This window comes from Amycolatopsis iheyensis, assembly GCF_024703995.1.
GTDB classification, from domain to species: Bacteria; Actinomycetota; Actinomycetes; order Mycobacteriales; family Pseudonocardiaceae; genus Amycolatopsis; species Amycolatopsis iheyensis.
On record NZ_JAMXQV010000002.1, the window covers coordinates 679,248 to 698,226 of the forward strand.

Sequence of the window (18,979 nt, forward strand, 5' to 3'; positions counted from 1 at the left end):
ACCGTGGCCGCCGACCTGATCGTCACCAACGCCGTCGTGTACACAGTGGACGCCACCCGGCCGTGGGCGTCCGCCATCTCCGTCGCCGACGGGAAGATCGTCGCGCTCGAGGACGTCGGCCGCGGACCGAACACCGAGGTCGTGGACCTCGGCGGCGCGTTCGTCATGCCGGGCCTGGTGGACGTGCACAACCACCACGCCATGGCCGGGCGCGCAGAGCTGTTCGAACTCTCCTTCGGCGCCGAGGCCGGCCTCGATGACATCCTCGACGCGGTCCGCGCGCGGGCGGCCACGCTGGGCCCCGACGAGTGGGTGACCGGCGGCGCCTGGGCCTCCACCCTGGTCTCGACGCTGTCGACGGCGGCGGCCCGGCGCGCGCTGGACTCCGCGGCGGGCGGCCGCCCGGTGTCGCTGACCGACGACAGCCGCCACAACCGCTGGGTGAGCAGCCGCGCCCTCGAGCTGGCGGGCATCACGGCGGCCACCCCGGACCCGCCCGGCGGCGTCATCGTCCGCGACGGCGACGAGCCGAGCGGCCTGCTCCTGGAGGCGGCGGGAGTGCTCGTCGTGACGGGTGAGCTGACCGCCGACCAGCACCGGAGCGCGTCCCGGCGAGCGATCGAGATCCTGCACGGGTACGGCGTCACGGCGTTCCAGGACGCGGGCGTCTCGACCGACATCCTCGGCGCGCTCCACTCCCTCGACACGGCCGGCGAACTGGACGCGTGGGTGGTGACGTCACTGCTGGTCAACGACCCGATCTTCGGCTTCGACCCGGTCGGCGCGCCGCTGCTGGAGCTGGCCGGCCGCTACCGCACGGAGCACCACCGCCCGGACTTCGTGAAGATCTTCCTCGACGGCGTCCCGCCGACGCGCACAGCGGCGTTCCTGGAGCCGTACCTCCCGGACGACGTCCACGGCCCTTGCTTCCACGGCACGACGACGATGCCTCCCGCCGAGCTCACGAACTGGCTGCGTCGGGCGGCTTCGGCGGGCCTGTCGGCGAAGGTCCATTGCACGGGGGACGCGTCGGTGCGGCAGTTCCTCGACGCCGTGGCCGAGCTGCGCGCGGACGGTTACACCGACACGCGGTTCCAGGTCGCGCACGGGCAGTTCGTTCATCCCGACGATCTTCCTCGGTTCGCCTCGCTCGGGGTTGCTGCTGATATCTCGCCGTTCCTTTGGGTTCCTGGGGTCATTCCCTCGGCCATCTCTTCCGTGCTTCCCGCTTCGCGTGCCTCCCGGATGCAGCCCAATCGTTCGTTGCTGGACTCCGGTGCTTTGGTCGCCGGGGGGTCTGACTGGCCCGTCAGTCCTTCTCCCGATGTCTGGGAGGGGATTGCCGGGCTTGTCTCTCGTCGGGATCCGCAGGGGGTTTTCGAGGGGGCGCTTTGGGCGGAGCAGGCTATTTCGCTTGCTGAGGCCATTGAGGTCTTCACTCTTGGTGGGGCTCGGGCTTGTGGGCTTGATGATGTTGCCGGGGCTTTGGCTCCTGGGCTCTCTGCTGACTTTGTTGTTCTTGATCGGGATCCTTTTCGTTCTTCCTCTGTTGTTGGTACTTCGGTTGTTGAGACTTGGTTTGGGGGGCGGCGGGTTTATTCTCGTTAGGTTTCCCGGCTTTACTGATACGGCTTCGCCGTGGCGTGAGAAATCGGCGCCCTGTGGTCTCTTGCTGCTGTGGCTGGTAGCGCCGATTCCCCACGCAACGAATCTCTCCCTCGCTTTGCTGCTGTGGCCGGTGTTCTGTGGTCCGGACGGTTCGTTAACCTGCCACCTGATCGTGTGATGAACTGGTGTTCGAACCCCGGTAATCTTGGGGTGTGGACAGAAACTTCGCCTGGCAAGCCGATGCGGTCGCCCTCGCCGACCGGATCAGCACCCTGCTGGGCGTCGTGCGGACCGCCGAAGCCGAACTCGGGTCGCTGCTCGTGGAAATCGAAACCCGCGGCGTCCTGGAACTCTTCGGCTACCGCTCCGTTCCCCACCTGCTCGCACAACTGGCCGACATCCCCAAATCAGCTGCCGAAAAGTTCCTCAAGCGGGCCCGGACCATCAACTCCTCCCGCGCTCTGGACGGCACCCCGATCCCCGCGGTCGCTCCCGCCACCGGCGCTGTTGCCGCGTCTGGCTCGCTGAGCAACCCGATGATCGACACGATCGTCGAGACACTGACCCAGATCCCGCCCGAGCATCGCGAGGAAGCCGAGCAGAGCCTGCTCAGCTTCGCCGAAGACTCCGGGCACAAACAGGTCGCCGCCCTGGGCGCGCGGATCATGGCCCACCTCGACCCCGACGGCACCGCACCCGAGGAGACCGAACCCGCCACCCCCCACCGCGAACTCTCCCTCCGCCGCAAGAAGACCGGCATCTGGGAACTCACCGGTCACCTCGACGACGAAACCGGCACCCGGGCCAGCGCCCTGCTCGACTCGCTGGCCCAGCGGCGCGGCTCGGAGGACCACCGGTCCCCGGCCGAGCGTTACGGCGACGCGTTCTCCGACGCCATCGACCTCGCGTTGAACACCCCCGACCTGCCCACCCAAGCCGGCGAACGAGCCCACCTCATGGTCACCATCCCCCTGCAGAACCTGACCTCCGGCCTCGGCACCGCCCTGCTCGGCGACACCGGCACCCTGAGCGCAGCCGAAGCCCGCATCCACGCCTGCGACTGCAAACTCATCCCCGCAGTCCTCGACAGCGCCAGCGCCCCACTGGACCTAGGCCGCGCCCGTCGCCTGATCCCCACCAGCATCCGCAACGCCCTCTACCTGCGCGACCGCGGCTGCGCCTTCCCGGGCTGTCATCGTCCACCGCGGCATTGCCAGGGTCATCACATCCGGCACTGGGCCGACGGCGGCCCGACGGACTTGATGAACTTGGCGTTGATGTGCGCCCACCACCACCGGTTGCTGCACCGCTCCGGCTGGGAGGTCCGCATCGCGGCTGACGGGCTCCCGGAGTTCTTACCGCCGGTGTGGTTGGACAAGCGCCGACAACCCCGGCGCAACAACCTCCACCAACCGATACCCACCGCAGCCTGAGACAACCGAACACGGGACAGGCCCGCAGCCAACCGGCTACGGGCCTACACCCACGCACTCACCGGCATTTTCTCCTACACTGGTAGAGAAACGGAGGTGTGCGGTGCCCAAGATCATCGACCACGACCAGCGGCGCAGTGACATCGTTGACGTCACCTGGGAGCTGATCGTGCGGGGTGGGATCGAAGCCGCCACCATGCGGGAGATCGCCGCCGCTGCCGGGTTTGCCAATGGGGCTCTCAAGCTGTACTTCCCCAGCAAGGAAGACATCATTGCGGCCACCTACGAGCGAGCCCTCGACCTGATGCGCCAGTACGTCGACCTCGAAGGGCGGCGGGGGCTCGCCGCCCTTCGGGAGATCTGCGTTTCCTCCATGCCGCTCGACGAGGCGCGCATCATCGCCGGGCGGGTTCTGCTGATCTTCTGGCAGATGTCGCTCGGGAACCGGCGGATGCACGACAAGTACCTCGAGCACGTGCGCGAGTGGCGCGGCCTGCTGCACCGCTTCCTCACTGAGGCCCGCGAAGACGGCGACGTCGTCACCGCGACTCCCGACGAGCAGATCGTCGACGAGATCGTCCTGCTCAACGCCGGGGCCAACGTCATGAGCCTGGTGGCGGGTGAGTTCTCCACCGTCGAGCTCCAGCACCGGCACCTGGACTCGCTGCTGGAGCGGCTCACCCACCCAGGATGAACTTCGCCGCCTGCTCCCCCACCAGCACCGCCGGCGCGTTGGTGTTGCCCGTCGTCACCCGGGGCAGCACCGACGCGTCGGCGACGACCAGCCCGTCGAGCCCGTGCACCGACAGCTCCGGGTCGACCACCGACGCGCCGTCCGTGCCCATCCGGCAGGTGCCGACCTGGTGGTGGTAGGTGATCGCCGTGCGCCGCACGTACTCCCGGACGTCGTCCTCCGGTGCCGGGTACAGCTGCCGGGCACCCCACTCCGCCAGCGCCGGGGCCGCGCCGACCGCGCGGCATTGCTCCACCGACGCCACCAGGCTTTCGAAGTCCGCGGGGGCCGACAACGCGGCGAGATCGATCAGCGGCGAGCCGTCCGGCGCGAGCCGGAGGCTTCCGCGGCTCTCCGGTGTCACCATGCCCGCCATCAGGGAGAACCCCGTCGGTGGCCCGGACATCCACGGCTCGTACATCGGCACGGAAAAGCAGATCGGCTGGGTGTCCGGCACCGCGAGACCCGGGCGGCTGCGCCAGAACCAGTGCACCTGCGTCACCGGCCGGCCCGGCCACGGTGTGACGTCGCGGTCGGTCGCGAAGACCACCGGCGAGAGCAGGTGATCGTGGAGGTTGCGGCCGACGCCGGGCAGGTCCGCGACGACGTCGAGGCCGAGCGCGGCCAGCTCGTCCGCCGGGCCGACGCCGCTGCGCAACAGGATCGACGGCGAGCCCAGCGCACCCGCCGCGAGCACCACGAGGTCCGCCCGCAGCTCCCGCTCCGAGCCGTCGATCGAAGCGACGACTCCGGTGACCCGCGAACCCGAGAACCGCAGCCGGTGCACCTCCGCTCCCGTGTGGACGGTCAGCCGGGCCGCCACCGGCGCTCCGTAGGCGTGCCAGGTGTTGTGGCGCTTGCCGTCCCGCAGAGTGATCTGCTCGACCGACACCCCGTCCAGCGTGCCGCTGTTGCAGTCGGGGTTCACCGGCAGGCCGACCGACACGCAGGCGTCCACTATGGACTGCTGGATCGGGTGCAGCGGCGTGTTCGGGACGACCTCCAGGAGGTCCTTCTCGATCCGCTCGAACACCGGCGTGACGTCGGCCCAGCTCCAGCCGGGCAGTCCCCAGCCGTCGTAGTCGGCGGGGGCGCCGCGGACCCAGATCATCGCGTTGAGCGCGTGCGACCCGCCGAGCACCTTGCCGCGCGGGAGGTGCAGCCGGCGGCCCGCCGCGTGCGGCTGCGGGACCGTGTACAGGTCCCAGTCCTCCGGCCCGTGCCACAGCTCGCCGGCCCGGCCCGGGTCGTGGATGGCCGGGTTCGTGTCCGGCCCGCCCGCCTCCAGCAGCGTCACCGCCGCGCCCGCGTCCACCAGCCGCCGGGCCACCACCGAACCGGCCGAGCCGGCGCCCACCACGATCACGTCCATGCGCCTCAGCCTGGTGTGCGGGCCGGTGCCCGCGAAGCATCCCTTCGCCGTCGGTCAACGGGCATGCGGGAGCGGACAAGACCGCCGGGCGCCCGCCGCCCGATACTCGGCTCACCCAAGGCCGAGGAGGAACCCGGGATGGCGACACGCCTGTGCATCGACGGACAGTGGACCGAGGCCGGTGGCGGGACGATCCCGACGCTCGACCCGGCCACCGGCCGCGTGCTCGAAGAGGTCGGCACCGCGTCGAAGGCCGACGTCGACGCCGCCGTCGCGGCCGCCCGCCGCGCCCTGTCCGCGCCGGAGTGGGCCGGGCTGCTGCCGGTCCAGCGTGCGGCGCTGCTGTTCCGCCTGGCCGACCTCGTCGAAGCGCACCACGAGGAGCTGTCCCGGCTGGAGACCCTCGACCAGGGCCAGCCGATCGGCATCTCCCGCCAGGTGAGCGTGACCGGCACAGCCGAGCACTTCCGCTACTTCGCGGGCTGGGTGACGAAGCTGCAGGGCACCACCAACCCGGTGTCCTTCCCGGACACCCTGCACTACACCCGCCGCGAGCCGGTCGGGGTGAACGCGCTGATCACGCCGTGGAACTTCCCGCTGATGATCCTCGCCTGGAAGCTCGCCCCGGCGCTGGCCACCGGCAACACCGTGGTGATCAAGCCCAGTGAGGTCACGCCGCTGACCAGCGTCCGGCTGGTCGAACTGGTCCACGAAGCCGGGTTCCCGGCCGGCGTGGTGAACCTCGTGACCGGGGACGGCCCGGTCGGGGCGATGCTGACCGAGCACCCGGACGTGGACCACGTCTCCTACACCGGGTCCACCGCGGTCGGGAAGCTGATCACCGCGGCGAGCGCGGCCTCCAACCTCAAGCGGCTCACCCTCGAACTCGGCGGGAAGGCCCCGAGCATCATCGCGGCCGACGCGGACATCGACGCCGCCGTCGCCGGCAACCTGGCCGGCGCGACGCTCAACACCGGCCAGGTCTGCGCCGCCTACACACGCTTCTACGTCGACCGCAAGCGCGAGCAGGAGTTCGTCGAGAAGATGGCGCGCGGCCTCGACGGCCTGCGCCTGGGGCCCGGCACCGAGGAGACCACCCAGCTCGGCCCGCTCGTGTCGGCCAAGCACCGCGAGCACGTCGACTTCCTCGTCGGCACCGGCCGCGAGCAGGGCGCCGACCTGGTCACCGGCGGCACCCGGGTCGACGGCGACGGCTACTTCTACGCCCCGACGCTGTTCGCCGGCGTCCGCGACGACATGGCCATCATGCGCGAGGAGATCTTCGGCCCGGTGCTGGCCGTGACCGCCTACGACGACGGCGACGAGCTGCTCGACCGCGCCAACGACACCGAGTACGGCCTCGCCGCGACCGTGTGGACCCGCGACCTGCGCACGGCTCAGCGGTACGCCGACGGGATCCGGGCCGGCGCGGTGTTCGTCAACATGCCGCCGATCCCGGACATGGCCGCGCCGTGGGGCGGTTACAAGGCGTCCGGCTGGGGTCGCGAGATGGGCCCGTGGGCGCTGGACGCCTACACCGAGACGAAGTCCGTGTGGCTCCACTACGGAACCTGAAAGGGGGGTTCCCCTACGCCCGAGATCGTATATCATTTGAGATATCTTCCCGAACCAGCAGGCAGGAACCCCCGATGACCAGCATTGCGCGGCCCGGCAAGATCATCGCGCTGCACCTGAACTACCGCTCGCGCGCCGCCCAGCGCGGCCGCGTCCCCGAGCAGCCGTCGTACTTCCTCAAGCCGCCCACTTCGGTGGCGGCGAGCGGCGCCGTGCTCGAACGCCCCGCGGGCACCGAGCTGCTCGGCTTCGAGGGCGAGATCGCGCTGGTCATCGGCCGCACCGCCCGCCGGGTCACCCCCGAGGACGGCTGGTCGCACGTCGGCGGTGTCACCGCCGCCAACGACTTCGGCGTCTACGACCTGCGCTACGCCGACAAGGGCAGCAACCTGCGCTCGAAGGGCGGCGACGGCTTCACCCCGCTCGGCCCGGCGGTGCTGCCCGCCGCGGCGATCGACCCGGCCGCGCTGCGGCTGCGGACGTGGCTCAACGGCGAGCTGGTCCAGGAAGACACCACCGGCGACCTGCTCTTCGGCTTCGGCCGGCTGGTCGCGGACCTCTCGCAGCTGATCACGCTCGACCCCGGCGACGTCGTCCTGACCGGCACGCCCGCGGGCGCGTCGGTCGCCATCCCCGGCGACGTCGTCGAGGTCGAGGTCGACACCGCCGGGCACACCACCGGCCGGCTGGTCACCACGATCACCGAAGGGACCGTCCCGTTCGGACCGTACGGCGCACTCCCCCGGGCCGACGACCAGCAGCGCGCGGACGCGTACGGGACGCCGTCGGCGGAGTTCGAGCTGACCCGTGAGCTGCGGGAAAAGCTCGAGTCGGTCGGCACCGCGACATTGTCGGCCCAGCTGCGCAAGCGCGGGTTCAACGCGGTGTCGATCGACGGCCTGACCTCGACCCGGCCGGGCGCCCGGCTGACCGGCCGGGCCCGCACGCTGCGCTACCTGCCCTACCGCGAAGACCTCTTCAAGGCCCACGGCGGCGGCTACAACGCGCAGAAGCGGGCCATCGACAGCCTCGGCCCCGGTGACGTCCTGGTCATGGAAGCCCGCGGCGAACGCGGCACCGGCACGGTCGGCGACATCCTCGCGCTGCGGGCGCAGGTCCGCGGCGCGGCCGGGATCGTCACCGACGGCGGCGTCCGCGACCTCGCCGCGGTGTCCGCTTTGGACATTCCCACCTACCACGCCGGGCCGCACCCGGCGGTGCTCGGCCGCCGGCACGTGCCGTGGGACGTCGACGTCGCGATCGCCTGCGGTGGTGCCACGGTGTGCCCCGGGGACGTGCTCGTCGGCGACGGCGACGGCGTCCTGGTCATCCCGCCGGAGCTGGTCGAGGAGATCGTCGACGCGGCGATCGAGCAGGAGCTGCAGGAGACGTTCATCGCCGAGCAGGTCGCCGCCGGCGAGCGGGTCGAAGGCCTGTACCCGATGGACGAGCACTGGCGCGGGAGGTACGCCGCATGGCTCGCGAAGCGGTGAACGGCGCCGCGATGAGCAAGTCGCGGATCGCCTACGAGTGGATCAAGGCCCGGATCGCCGACGGCACCTTCTCCCCCGGCTACCGCCTGGTCCTCGGCCAGCTCGCCCAGGAGCAGGGGGTCAGCGTGGTCCCCATCCGCGAGGCCATCCGGCTGCTGGAGGCCGAAGGGCTGGTGACGTTCGAACGCCACGTCGGCGCGCAGGTCGCGATGGTCGACGAAAGCGAGTACCAGCACACCATGCAGACCCTCGCCCTGGTCGAGGGGTACGCCGCCGCGCTCGCCGCGCCGGTGCTGCCACCCGGGACGCTGGAGCGGGCCCGCGCGCTGAACTCCGACCTCGCCGACTGCCTCGGGCACTTCGAGCCGGCCCGGTTCACCGCGCTCAACCGCGACTTCCACACCGTGCTCTTCACCGCCTGCCCGAACCCACAGGTCCTCGACCTGGTGCGGCGCGGCTGGGACCGGCTCAGCGGGCTGCGCACCTCGACGTTCAGCTTCGTCCCCGGCCGCGCCCGGGAGTCGGTCGCCGAACACGAAACCATCCTCGCGCTCCTCGATCGGGGCGCACCGGCCGCCGAGGTCGAACTGGCCGTGCGCGCGCACCGGCTGGCCACGCTCGACGCCTTCCTCGCCTACCGCCACCCCTGACCCAGAAAGGCAACCCATGCGATTCCGCTCCGACCCCCAGGCCATCCGCGGGTCGATCGCGCCGCTGATGACGCCGTTCACCGCCGAGGGCGCGGTGGACCACGCCGGGCTGGTCAACCTGGTGCGCTGGCAGCTCGCCTCGGGCACGCACGGCATCTCGATCGGCGGCTCGACCGGCGAGCCCGGCTCGCAGACGGTCACCGAACGCGCCGAAGCGATCCGCACGGTGGCCGCCGAGGTCGGCGACCGGGTGCCGTTCGTCCCCGGCACCGGTTCGGCGAAGCTCGAAGAGACCTTGGAGCTGACCGCGGCCGCGCGCGACGCCGGGATCGACGCCGCGCTGGTCATCACGCCGTACTACGCGCGGCCCACGCAGGACGCGCTGTTCGTCTGGTACCGCACGGTCTGCCGCGAGTTCCCCGATCTGCCGATCGTCGCCTACAACGTGCCGAGCCGGACCGCGGTCGACCTCGCGCCCGAGACGGTCGCGCGGCTGTTCCGCTCGTGCGACAACTTCGTCGGGATCAAGGAGACGACGAAGGACTTCGAGCACTTCTCCCGGGTGCTGCACCTGTGCGGTCGCGAGCTGGTGGTGTGGTCCGGGATCGAGCTGCTCTGCCTGCCCCTGCTCGCCCTCGGCGGCGCCGGGTTCGTCAGCGCGACGGCGAACATCGCCCCCGCCGCGTGCGCGGAGATGTACACCGCCTGGCAGGAAGGCGACCACGAGCGTGCCCGGGAAATCCACTACGGCCTGCATCCCCTGGTGGACCTGCTGTTCGTGGAAACCAACCCCGCACCCGGCAAGTGGGTGCTGGAGCACCGCGGGCTGATCGCGTCCGGGCACGTGCGCCCGCCGCTGATCACCCCGACCGAGCCGGGCGTCGCCCGGATCAAGGACCTGATGGCCGAAGGCGCGAAGTACCTCTCGCCGACCGAAGGCTTCACCGTGAAGGGGAAAGAATGACCCACTACGTCCCGGAAGGACTGCCGGGCGAGCTGAAGCACTACATCGGCGGCGAGCTCGTCGACAGCGTCTCGGGCAAGACGTTCGACGTGCTCGACCCGGTGTCGAACACGCCCTACGTGACCGCCTCGGCGGGCCAGGCCGAGGACGTCGACCGGGCCGTCGCGGCCGCCCGGCGGGCGTTCACCGACGGGCCGTGGCCGCGGCTGCTGCCCCGGGCCCGCGCGCGGATCCTCACCAGGATCGCCGACGCCGTCGAGGCCCAGGACCGGCGGCTGGCCGAGCTGGAGACCTTCGACACCGGGCTGCCGATCACCCAGGCACTCGGGCAGGCCCAGCGCGCCGCCGAGAACTTCCGGTTCTTCGCCGACCTCGTCGTGGCCCAGGCCGACGACACCTACCAGGTGCCCGGCCGGCAGGTGAACTACGTGCACCGCAAGCCCGTCGGGGTCGCCGGGCTGATCACGCCGTGGAACACGCCGTTCATGCTGGAGAGCTGGAAGCTCGCGCCGGCGCTGGCGTCGGGGTGCACGGTGGTGCTCAAGCCCGCCGAGTTCACGCCGCTCTCGGCGAGCCTGTGGGCGGGGATCTTCGCCGAGGCCGGCCTGCCCGAAGGCGTCTTCAACCTGGTCAACGGATTCGGCGAGGAAGCGGGCGACGCCCTGGTCAAGCACCCGGACGTTCCGCTGATCTCGTTCACCGGGGAAACCACGACCGGGCAGACGATCTACCGCAACTGCGCCACGCACCTCAAGGGCATGTCGATGGAGCTCGGAGGCAAGTCCCCGGCGATCGTGTTCGCCGACGCCGACCTCGACGCCGCCCTCGACTCGACGCTGTTCGGGGTGTTCTCGCTCAACGGCGAGCGCTGCACCGCCGGCAGCCGGATCCTCGTCGAGCGCCCGATCTACGACGAGTTCTGCGCGCGGTACGCCGAGCGGGCCGCCGCCATCGTCGTCGGCGACCCGCACGACCCGGCGACCGAGGTCGGCGCGCTGGTCCACCCCGAACACTACGAAAAGGTCATGCGGTACGTCGAGCTGGGCAAGTCCGAAGGCCGGCTGCTCGCCGGCGGCGGCCGTCCCTCCGGTTTGGACAGTGGCAACTACGTGGCGCCGACGGTGTTCGCCGACGTGCCCTCGACCGCGCGGATCTTCCAGGAGGAGATCTTCGGCCCGGTCGTCGCGTTGACCCCGTTCGACACCGAGGCGGAAGCGCTGGCGCTCGCCAACGACGTCAAGTACGGGCTGGCCGCCTACCTGTGGACTTCGAAGCTCGAGCGGGCGCACACCTTCGCGCAGTCCGTCGAGGCCGGGATGGTCTGGCTGAACTCACACAACGTCCGCGACCTGCGCACCCCGTTCGGCGGGGTCAAGGCGTCCGGCCTCGGCCACGAGGGCGGCTACCGCTCACTCGACTTCTACACCGACCAGCAGGCGATCCACGTCTCGCTCGGTCCCGTGCACACGGCCCGTTTCGGCGCTGGAAAGGGAAACTCATGACCGCCACCCCGCCGGACGTCCTGCGCTGCGCCTACGCCGAGCTCGTCGTCACCGACCTCGCCGCCTCGCGGGCGTTCTACGTCGACGTGCTCGGGCTCGTCGTCACCCACGAAGACGAGGAAGCGCTGTACCTGCGGGCGTTCGAGGAGTACCTGCACCATTCCCTGGTGCTGCGCAAGGGATCCACGCCCGCGCTGGCCGTGCTCGCCTACCGCGTCCGTAGCGCCGCCGATCTCGACCTGGCCGAGGCGTACTACCGCGAGCTCGGCTGCCGGGTCGAGCGGCGGGCAGCGGGCGCGACGCGCGGGATCGGCGAAGCGGTGCGGGTCGTCGACCCGCTCGGGTTCCCGGTCGAGTTCTTCCACGAGGCCGAGCACGTCGAGCGGTTCACCCAGCGCTACGACGTCCACGGCGCGGGGGCACTGTCGCGGCTGGACCACTTCAACCTCGACACCCCGGACGTCCCGGCGGCGCGGAAGTACTACGAAGGCCTGGGGTTCCGGGTGTCCGAGGACATCCAGGACGACGAGGGCACGGTGTACGCGGCGTGGATGTTCCGCAAGCCGACCGTGCACGACGTCGCCCTCACCGGCGGCGACGGCCCGCGGCTGCACCACATCGCGTTCGCCTCGCACGAGCGGCACCAGATCCTGCACATCTGCGACCACCTCGGCGCGTTGCGGAAGCCGGGGATGATCGAGCGCGGGCCGGGCCGGCACGGCGTGTCGAACGCGTTCTACCTCTACGTCCGGGACCCCGACGGGCACCGCATCGAGATCTACACCCACGACTACTACACCGGCGACCCGGACAACCCGGTGATCACCTGGGACGTCCACGACAACCAGCGCCGCGACTGGTGGGGCAACCCGGTGGTGCCGAGCTGGTACACCGACGCGTCGGTCGTGCTCGACCTCGACGGCGCTCTCCGGCCGGTCGTCGAACGGGCCGAGCCGCGCGAAGCCGACGTCACCATCGGCGCCGACGGGTTCTCCTTCAGCGCCGGGGAGGCGGAGTTCAAGCTAGGCGAGCAGGTCTGAGAACCACGCGCGGGCGCGGTTCAGCGCGTCGATCCGGTGCTCGCGGCCGCGGATCGAGTGCCCCTCCCCCGGGTAGACGACGAACTCGTGGTGCTTGCCGGCCAGCGCGCGGTGCAGGAGCTCGGCCTGCGCCAGCGGGACGTTGGTGTCGTCCTCGCCGTGCATGATGAGCACGGGCGTGCGGATCCGGTGGGCGTGGGTGCTCGGGCTGTTCTCGCGCCCGCCGAGCGCGGCTTCGAAGCGTGAGTGGTCGCCGGTGGCCGCGAGCATCGGCCAGTCGATGACCCCGGCGTGGACGACAGCGGCGGCGAAGCGGTCGGTCTGGGTGACCGCCCAGGCGGCGAAGAACCCGCCGTGGCTCCCGCCGCCGATCCCGAGCCGGGTTTCGTCGGCGACGCCTTCGGAGACCAGGAGGTCGATCCCGGTGAGGACGTCGGTGAACTCCGCGCCGCCGACGTCCCCGGCGACACTCGCCGCGAAGGCGTGCCCGTGGCCCACGCTGCCGCGGGGGTTCGGGAGGAACACGGCGAAGCCGGCGGCGGCGAGCCACTGGCCGGAGGGGTACCAGGCCAGGTTCAGGCGGTCCGAGTAGCGGTCCGCCGGGCCGCCGTGGATCAGGGTGACCAGCGGGAACGGGCCGTCGGCGCGGGTCTTGCCCGGCGGGAGGACCAGGACGCCGTCGAGCGCCAGGCCGTCCGCGGCCCGGTAGTGGAGGCGTTCCTGGGCTCCCCACCGGATGCCGTCCAGTTCCGGGGCGGCGTGGCTGAGCCGGGTCCACGGTCCGGCGGCCGGCCCCGCGTGGACGTCGTCGGTCTCGGTCGCGGTGCTCACCACCACGGTGATCGTCTCGCCGCTCGCGTCCAGGGCGCTGAGGTGCCCGCGGGCTTGGGTGACCTCGGTGAAGCGGCGGGTGGCCGGGTCGAGCCGGCGGACCGTCGTGTCGAGGCCTTCGGCGAACAGCGCCAGCGGCGGGCCGTCGTCGACCTGCGCCAGCGCCGTCGGGCAGCTGTCGAGGGCGGCGGTGAGGTTCTCGCCGTCGTCGAACACGGCGGTGCCGCCGATGAGACCCGGCGGGGTCAGGCCGAGGTGGGCGAGGTGCCAGCGGGAGCCGTCGTGCCACCACGTCGGTGCCGTCGCCTCGAGTGGCGGGGTGGGCAGGTCACGCGTCTCGCCGGTGGCGAGGTCGACGACGTGCAGGCCGGGTTCGAAGACGCCGGGTTCGCGGTCGGCGCACGACCAGGTGAGCACGGCGAGCGCGCCACCGTCGGGCCGGGCGGCGACTTCACAGACGTGCCGCGCGCCGAGGTCTCCGAGGGGGCTCGTCACGCCGGTCCGCAGGTCGAGCAGCCACAGCCGGTCCGGGCGGGCACGGGTGTCCCAGGCCGCGCGTGAGCCGTCCGCCCGCACCGAACGGACGCGCGGGCCGCTCGGCTCGTCGTCCGCCGGGGCGACCAGCACGACCGAGCCGGTCAGCGGGACGTGGTCGGAGACTCCGCCGGGCCGGTCGGTGAGCTGCCCGGACTCGGCGTCCGCCAGGCCGATCCGGTGCAGCTGAGCGCGCTCGGAGCGGAAGAAGACGGAACCGGAGTCGCGCGCCCACCGGGGTTGCTCGGCGGTGCCCGCCACGAGCTGACGAGGCGGCGCGCTGCCGTCGGCGGGCGCCAGCCACAGGCCGCTGTCGAGCGTGTAGACGACCCAGCGGCCGTCCGGCGAGAGCCGCGGTGTGCGCGGCACGGCCCGCTCGGCGACGGCTTCCGCGGTCAGTTCCCCCCAGGTTCCCATCGGCCCGACTTTGCCAGGCCCGGGTGCTCAGGCGCCAGCGAGCTCGGCCAGCAGCCGCTCGTGATCGCCCGCCTCGCGCAGCACCGGGGCGTCGGGGGTGCCGGCGTCGGGGTCGCCCGCGCGGACCGCCGCCAGGAACCGCACCACCGCACGGGGTTCGGGGAAGACCTCGCCACCCGAGTAGGTCAGGATCGTCGCCTGGTGACCGGGGGTGTCCTCCAGCGCCGCCGCCCAGCCGTGGACCTCGTCCCAGACCAGGGCCAGGTCGTGGTCCGGGAACCGGGTCAGGCGCCAGTCGAGCGCGATGTAGGCGGCCGCCGGCGTGCCGACGTCCTGGGTGCACGACTCGAGCCCGACGCCCACCGCGCGGGCCACCGTCCCCAAGTAGTCGCGCAACCGCCGCTCGAACGAGAACTCCGTGTCGCGCCCGAAGTCGATCAGAATGCTCAACGCCGCCTCGCTTTCGCCGTCCCGCCGCGGGATCCTCCGCGATCCGACGCCCGGATACCCCGCCGCCGCGGGGGCCAACCGCGAAGATCCGACCTTCGAACGTCCAGGCGCGGTGCGCCCGAAGTTCGCGTGGGGCAGGATCGGGTGGTGACCATCGATCAGGCCGGGGTGCCCGAAGCCCGTCCGGGCCCGGCGTTCCCCGAGCACGAAGCCCGCGTCGACGCCCTGCGGCGGCAGCTCGCCACCGTCAGTGGCGAAGCGACCGTCCGTTTGGCGAAACGGACATCCAATCTCTTCCGCTCCCGCGCGGCCTCGAAACACCCGGGGCTGGACGTTTCCGGCTTCACCCACGTGCTGCGCGTCGACCCCGAGACCCGCACCGCCGACGTCGAAGGGATGGTCACCTACGAGCAGCTCGTCGACGCCACCCTCCCGCACGGCCTGATGCCGCTCGTGGTGCCGCAGCTCAAGACCATCACCCTCGGCGGCGCGGTCACCGGGCTCGGCATCGAGTCCTCGTCCTTCCGCAACGGCATGCCGCACGAGTCCGTGCTCGAGCTCGAGGTGCTGACCGGCGACGGCCGGATCGTCGTCGCCACCCCGGACAACGAGCACCGCGACCTCTTCCGGGGCTTCCCCAACTCCTACGGCAGTCTCGGCTACGCGCTGCGGCTGCGGATCGTCCTCGAGCCGGTGAAGCCGTTCGTCGAGCTCCGCCACGTCCGCCACCACGACCGCGACAGCTACTTCCGCGCCCTCGAAGAGGCCTGCGACAGCGGCGAGCACGACTTCGTGGACGGGACGATCTTCGGCCCGGACGAGCTGTACCTGACGCTGGCGTCCTTCACCGACACCGCGCCCTCGACCAGCGACTACACCTGGCTCGACATCTACTACCGCTCGATCCAGCGGCGCGAAACCGACCACCTCACCGTCCGCGACTACCTCTGGCGCTGGGACACCGACTGGTTCTGGTGCTCGCGTGCGTTCGGCGTGCAGCACCGGCTGCCGCGGCTGCTGCTCGGGCGGCGGCTGCTGCGGTCCTCGGTGTACTGGAAGGTCGTGGCGCTCGACCGCCGGTTCAAGATCGCCGAGCGGCTGCTCAAGCTCCGGCGGCTCCCGCCGGAGGAGACGATCGTGCAGGACATCGAGGTCCCGGTCGGGCGCGCCGCGGAGTTCCTCGGGTTCTTCGAGCGCGAGATCCCGATCAGCCCGGTCTGGGTCTGCCCGCTGCGGCAACGGCCCGGCGGCGTCCGCTGGCCGCTCTACGAGCTCGACCCCGAAGCGCTCTACGTCAACTTCGGCTTCTGGTCGGCCGTGCCACTCGACCCCGGCGAGCGCGACGGCGTGCACAACCGGATGATCGAAGCCGAGGTCACCCGCCTCGGTGGGCACAAGTCACTCTATTCGGACAGCTTCTACTCCGAAGACGAGTTCTGGCGGCTCTACAACGGCACCGCCTACCAGGACCTGAAGCGGGCTTACGACCCGGACGGCCGGCTGCTCGGCCTCTACGAAAAATGCGTCCGCCGCCGGTGAAAGGAACGAACGTGACCCAGGCAACAATCACGGTCGGCGAGGTCTTCGAACGCCTGCTCGGGCCCCGCGCCACCGTGTCGATCACCGCCTACGACGGCAGCAGCAGCGGCCCGGCCGACGCGCCGGTCGCCATCCAGGTGCGCTCGCCGCTCGCGCTGGACTACCTGATGTCCTCCGCCGGCGACCTCGGCCTCGCCCGCGCGTACGTCGCCGGCGCGCTCGACGTCACCGGTGACCTCTACACCGCGCTGCACGCGCTCTCGGCCCAGGTCGACCAGCTCAGCCCGGCCGACCGGCTGTGGCTGCTGCGCAAGCTCGGGCCCCGGCACCTGCGGGTGGTCAAGCCGCCGGCCGAGGAGCACCCCAGCCGCTTCCGGCGCGGGATGACCGCGCTGCGGCACTCGAAGGGCCGCGACAGCGAGGCCATCGCCAGCCACTACGACGTGTCCAACCGCTTCTACGAGCTGGTCCTCGGCCCGTCGATGGCCTACACGTGCGCGGTGTTCCCGGAGGCCGGCTCCTCGCTGGAGGAGGCGCAGTACCACAAGTTCGACCTGGTCTGCCGCAAGCTCGGCCTGCAGCCCGGGATGAAGCTGCTCGACGTCGGCTGCGGCTGGGGCGGGATGGTCGCGCACGCCGTCCGGCACTACGGTGTCGAAGCCCTCGGCGTCACTCTTTCGCGTGAACAAGCGCAGTGGGCGCAGAAGAACATCGTCGCCCTCGGGCTGGCCGACCGCGCCGAGATCCGCCACCTCGACTACCGGGACGTCACCGAAACCGGGTTCGACGCGATCTCCTCGATCGGGCTGACCGAGCACATCGGCGCCCGGAACGTACCCGGTTACTTCCGGTTCCTCGCGGAGAAGCTCAAGCCGCACGGCCGCCTGCTCAACCACTGCATCACCAACCCGGACAGCAGCGTCGCGCACCGCTCACGTGGGTTCATCGACCGCTACGTCTTCCCGGACGGCGAGCTCGAAGCCCCTGGTGAGCTGGTCACGGCCATGCACGACGCCGGGCTGGAGGTGCGGCACTCGGAGAACCTGCGCGAGCACTACGCGCTGACCCTCGCGGGGTGGTGCGCGAACCTCGACGAGCACTGGGACGAGGCCGTCGCGGAGGCAGGCGCCGGGCGCAGCCGGGTGTGGGCGCTCTACCTCGCGGCCTGCCGCCTGGCTTTCGAACGGCGCGAGATCGAGCTCCACCAGATCCTCGGCGTGCGGACCGACCGGGAGGGCGGGATGAGCATGCCGCTGCGCCCCGACTGGGGGGTTTGACCCGGGTACGGGGAGTAGTGCGAGAATGGTACCGAGACCGGGACGTCCGAACGGGACGCTCCGGCTCACTAACAAAGAGTGGGTATAGGTATGGCTCAGGGCAGTGTCAAGTGGTTCAACGGCGAAAAGGGCTTCGGCTTCATCGCTCAGGATGGCGGGGGCCCGGACGTGTTCGTCCACTACTCCGAGATCCAGGGCACCGGCTTCAAGTCCCTCGATGAGGGCCAGCGCGTCGAGTTCGAAATCGGCCAGGGCCAGAAGGGCCCGCAGGCCCAGCGCGTCAGCGTCATCTGAGCCACGAGGCATTGAAGGCCCTCGCCCCATCCGGGGCGGGGGCCTTTCTCGTGCGCGCCCACACTGCGCGCCCACACTGCAGGTTCACAACGATCAGGTAACGTAGGACGGGTCGAGAGCCCCCCTCGGACACCGGCGTCCCGCCGGTCTCACTCTCGGCCGTGGCCGTCCGGGCCGATCGTCGACAGGAGCGGCGACGTGCCCGGTGCCACCGCAGACCGCTGATCGCCGGGTGTTCCCGCTCCCCGGCCGCCCGCGCGGGCTCGTCCTCGCGCGTGTCGACTTCGAAACGAGTAGTGCATGACAGCCTCCGTGAAGGCGTCCCGTCCCGTCCCCAAACCCGTTCTCTCCGGCCGCCAGACGGTGGCCGAGCTGATCACCATCCGCACCTTCCTGCTGGTCCCCTTCCTCGCCCTCGCCGCGGCCGTCCCGGTGTTCTGGGGCTGGGGTGTCAGCTGGGTCGACCTCGCCATCGGCGGCGCGTTCTTCGTCGTGTCGACGCTGGGCATCACCATCGGCTACCACCGGTACTTCACCCACGGCGCGTTCCGCGCCAAGCGGGCCCTGCGCATCGCGCTGGCGATCGCCGGCGGCCTCGCCGCGCAGGGACCCGTGATCGGCTGGGTCGCCGACCACCGGCGCCACCACGCCTTCTCCGACCGCGACGGCGACCCGCACTCGCCGTGGCTGTTCGGCACGTCCGCGGTGGCGCTGGCCCGCGGGTTCTGGCACGCCCACATGGGCTGGCTCTTCGGCCGCGACAAGACCAACATCGACCGGTTCGCCCCCGACCTGGCCGGCGACCGGGACATGCGCGTGGTCGACCGGCTGTTCCCGCTGTGGGTCGTGCTGAGCCTGCTGCTCCCGCCGCTGCTCGGCGGCCTGATCACGCTGTCGTGGTGGGGCGCGCTCACCGCGTTCCTCTGGGCGGGTCTGGCCCGGATCTCCTTCCAGCACCACGTGACCTGGTCGGTGAACTCGATCTGCCACATGATCGGCGAGCGGCCGTTCGCCAGCCGGGACCGCTCGGCCAACTTCTGGCCCCTGGCGATCCTGTCGATGGGCGAGTCGTGGCACAACACCCACCACGCCGACCCGACCTCGGCCCGCCACGGCGTGCTGCGCGGCCAGATCGACGTCTCGGCGCGGGTGATCTGGGCGTTCGAGAAGCTCGGCTGGGCGTGGAACGTCCGCTGGCCGACGGCGAAGCGGCTGGCGTCGCTGGCCCGCTGACGAAAGCCCGCCGAAAGTCCTTGCCACCGCGGCC

The 18,979-nt window shown here is 71.3% G+C and carries 16 protein-coding genes; 13 read left to right on the forward strand and 3 right to left on the reverse strand.

What is annotated here, in order from left to right; genetic code table 11:
- Positions 1-3: 3 nt before the first annotated feature.
- The 3 genes from M8542_RS06900 (at position 4) to M8542_RS06910 (ending at position 3,735) form a co-directional block, all read left to right on the forward strand.
- Positions 4-1,608, forward strand: a complete 1,605-nt coding sequence (locus tag M8542_RS06900; RefSeq protein WP_257919161.1) for an amidohydrolase — start codon at positions 4-6, stop codon at positions 1,606-1,608.
- Between the two features lie 212 nt (positions 1,609-1,820).
- Entirely contained in the window at positions 1,821-3,041 is a 1,221-nt protein-coding gene (locus M8542_RS06905; RefSeq protein ID WP_257919162.1) for an HNH endonuclease signature motif containing protein, read from the forward strand.
- A gap of 103 nt (positions 3,042-3,144) precedes the next feature.
- Positions 3,145-3,735 carry a TetR/AcrR family transcriptional regulator gene (locus tag M8542_RS06910; protein WP_257919163.1) on the forward strand — a complete coding sequence of 197 codons (591 nt, stop codon included), beginning with the start codon at positions 3,145-3,147 and terminating at the stop codon, positions 3,733-3,735.
- Here M8542_RS06910 and M8542_RS06915 read toward each other — a convergent pair.
- Positions 3,719-5,146 (reverse strand): GMC family oxidoreductase, encoded by a 1,428-nt coding sequence (locus tag M8542_RS06915; protein ID WP_257919164.1) that lies wholly within the window; start codon positions 5,144-5,146, stop codon positions 3,719-3,721. The genes M8542_RS06910 and M8542_RS06915 overlap by 17 nt on opposite strands.
- Before the next feature lie 138 nt (positions 5,147-5,284).
- Here M8542_RS06915 and M8542_RS06920 point away from each other — a divergent pair, with 138 nt between their 5' ends.
- From M8542_RS06920 to hpaD, 6 genes are all read left to right on the forward strand, one after another.
- Positions 5,285-6,721 carry an aldehyde dehydrogenase family protein gene (locus M8542_RS06920; protein WP_257919165.1) on the forward strand — a complete coding sequence of 479 codons (1,437 nt, stop codon included), beginning with the start codon at positions 5,285-5,287 and terminating at the stop codon, positions 6,719-6,721.
- Between the two features lie 74 nt (positions 6,722-6,795).
- Positions 6,796-8,214, forward strand: a complete 1,419-nt coding sequence (locus M8542_RS06925; RefSeq protein WP_257919166.1) for a fumarylacetoacetate hydrolase family protein — start codon at positions 6,796-6,798, stop codon at positions 8,212-8,214.
- On the forward strand, positions 8,196-8,864 hold the full coding sequence (locus M8542_RS06930) for a GntR family transcriptional regulator (RefSeq protein WP_257919167.1): 669 nt from the start codon (positions 8,196-8,198) through the stop codon (positions 8,862-8,864). The genes M8542_RS06925 and M8542_RS06930 overlap by 19 nt, the downstream gene beginning before the upstream one ends.
- A gap of 16 nt (positions 8,865-8,880) precedes the next feature.
- Entirely contained in the window at positions 8,881-9,828 is a 948-nt protein-coding gene (dapA, locus tag M8542_RS06935; protein ID WP_257919168.1) for a 4-hydroxy-tetrahydrodipicolinate synthase, read from the forward strand.
- Positions 9,825-11,330 (forward strand): 5-carboxymethyl-2-hydroxymuconate semialdehyde dehydrogenase, encoded by a 1,506-nt coding sequence (gene hpaE / locus M8542_RS06940; protein WP_257919169.1) that lies wholly within the window; start codon positions 9,825-9,827, stop codon positions 11,328-11,330. Before dapA ends, hpaE begins: the two co-directional genes overlap by 4 nt.
- Entirely contained in the window at positions 11,327-12,370 is a 1,044-nt protein-coding gene (gene hpaD / locus M8542_RS06945; RefSeq protein ID WP_257919170.1) for a 3,4-dihydroxyphenylacetate 2,3-dioxygenase, read from the forward strand. The genes hpaE and hpaD overlap by 4 nt, the downstream gene beginning before the upstream one ends.
- On the opposite strand, the gene M8542_RS06950 is transcribed toward hpaD, so the two are convergent.
- The gene (locus M8542_RS06950; protein ID WP_257919171.1) at positions 12,353-14,152 is read right to left on the reverse strand and encodes a S9 family peptidase; all 1,800 of its coding nucleotides are present in this window, start codon (positions 14,150-14,152) and stop codon (positions 12,353-12,355) included. The two genes, hpaD and M8542_RS06950, sit on opposite strands and share 18 nt — an antisense overlap.
- 27 nt (positions 14,153-14,179) lie before the next feature.
- Entirely contained in the window at positions 14,180-14,602 is a 423-nt protein-coding gene (locus M8542_RS06955; RefSeq protein WP_257919172.1) for a DUF6292 family protein, read from the reverse strand.
- Between the two features lie 147 nt (positions 14,603-14,749).
- On the opposite strand from M8542_RS06955, the gene M8542_RS06960 reads away from it, so the two are divergent.
- The 4 genes from M8542_RS06960 (at position 14,750) to M8542_RS06975 (ending at position 18,945) form a co-directional block, all read left to right on the forward strand.
- Positions 14,750-16,141, forward strand: a complete 1,392-nt coding sequence (locus tag M8542_RS06960) for an FAD-binding oxidoreductase (RefSeq protein ID WP_257919173.1) — start codon at positions 14,750-14,752, stop codon at positions 16,139-16,141.
- Positions 16,123-17,418 (forward strand): class I SAM-dependent methyltransferase, encoded by a 1,296-nt coding sequence (locus M8542_RS06965; RefSeq protein ID WP_276585981.1) that lies wholly within the window; start codon positions 16,123-16,125, stop codon positions 17,416-17,418. The genes M8542_RS06960 and M8542_RS06965 overlap by 19 nt, the downstream gene beginning before the upstream one ends.
- 90 nt (positions 17,419-17,508) lie before the next feature.
- A complete protein-coding gene (locus M8542_RS06970; RefSeq protein ID WP_086680104.1) occupies positions 17,509-17,712 on the forward strand; it encodes a cold-shock protein in 204 nt (67 codons plus the stop codon).
- 300 nt (positions 17,713-18,012) lie between these two features.
- The gene (locus M8542_RS06975) at positions 18,013-18,945 is read left to right on the forward strand and encodes an acyl-CoA desaturase (RefSeq protein WP_257919175.1); all 933 of its coding nucleotides are present in this window, start codon (positions 18,013-18,015) and stop codon (positions 18,943-18,945) included.
- Positions 18,946-18,979: the final 34 nt, after the last annotated feature.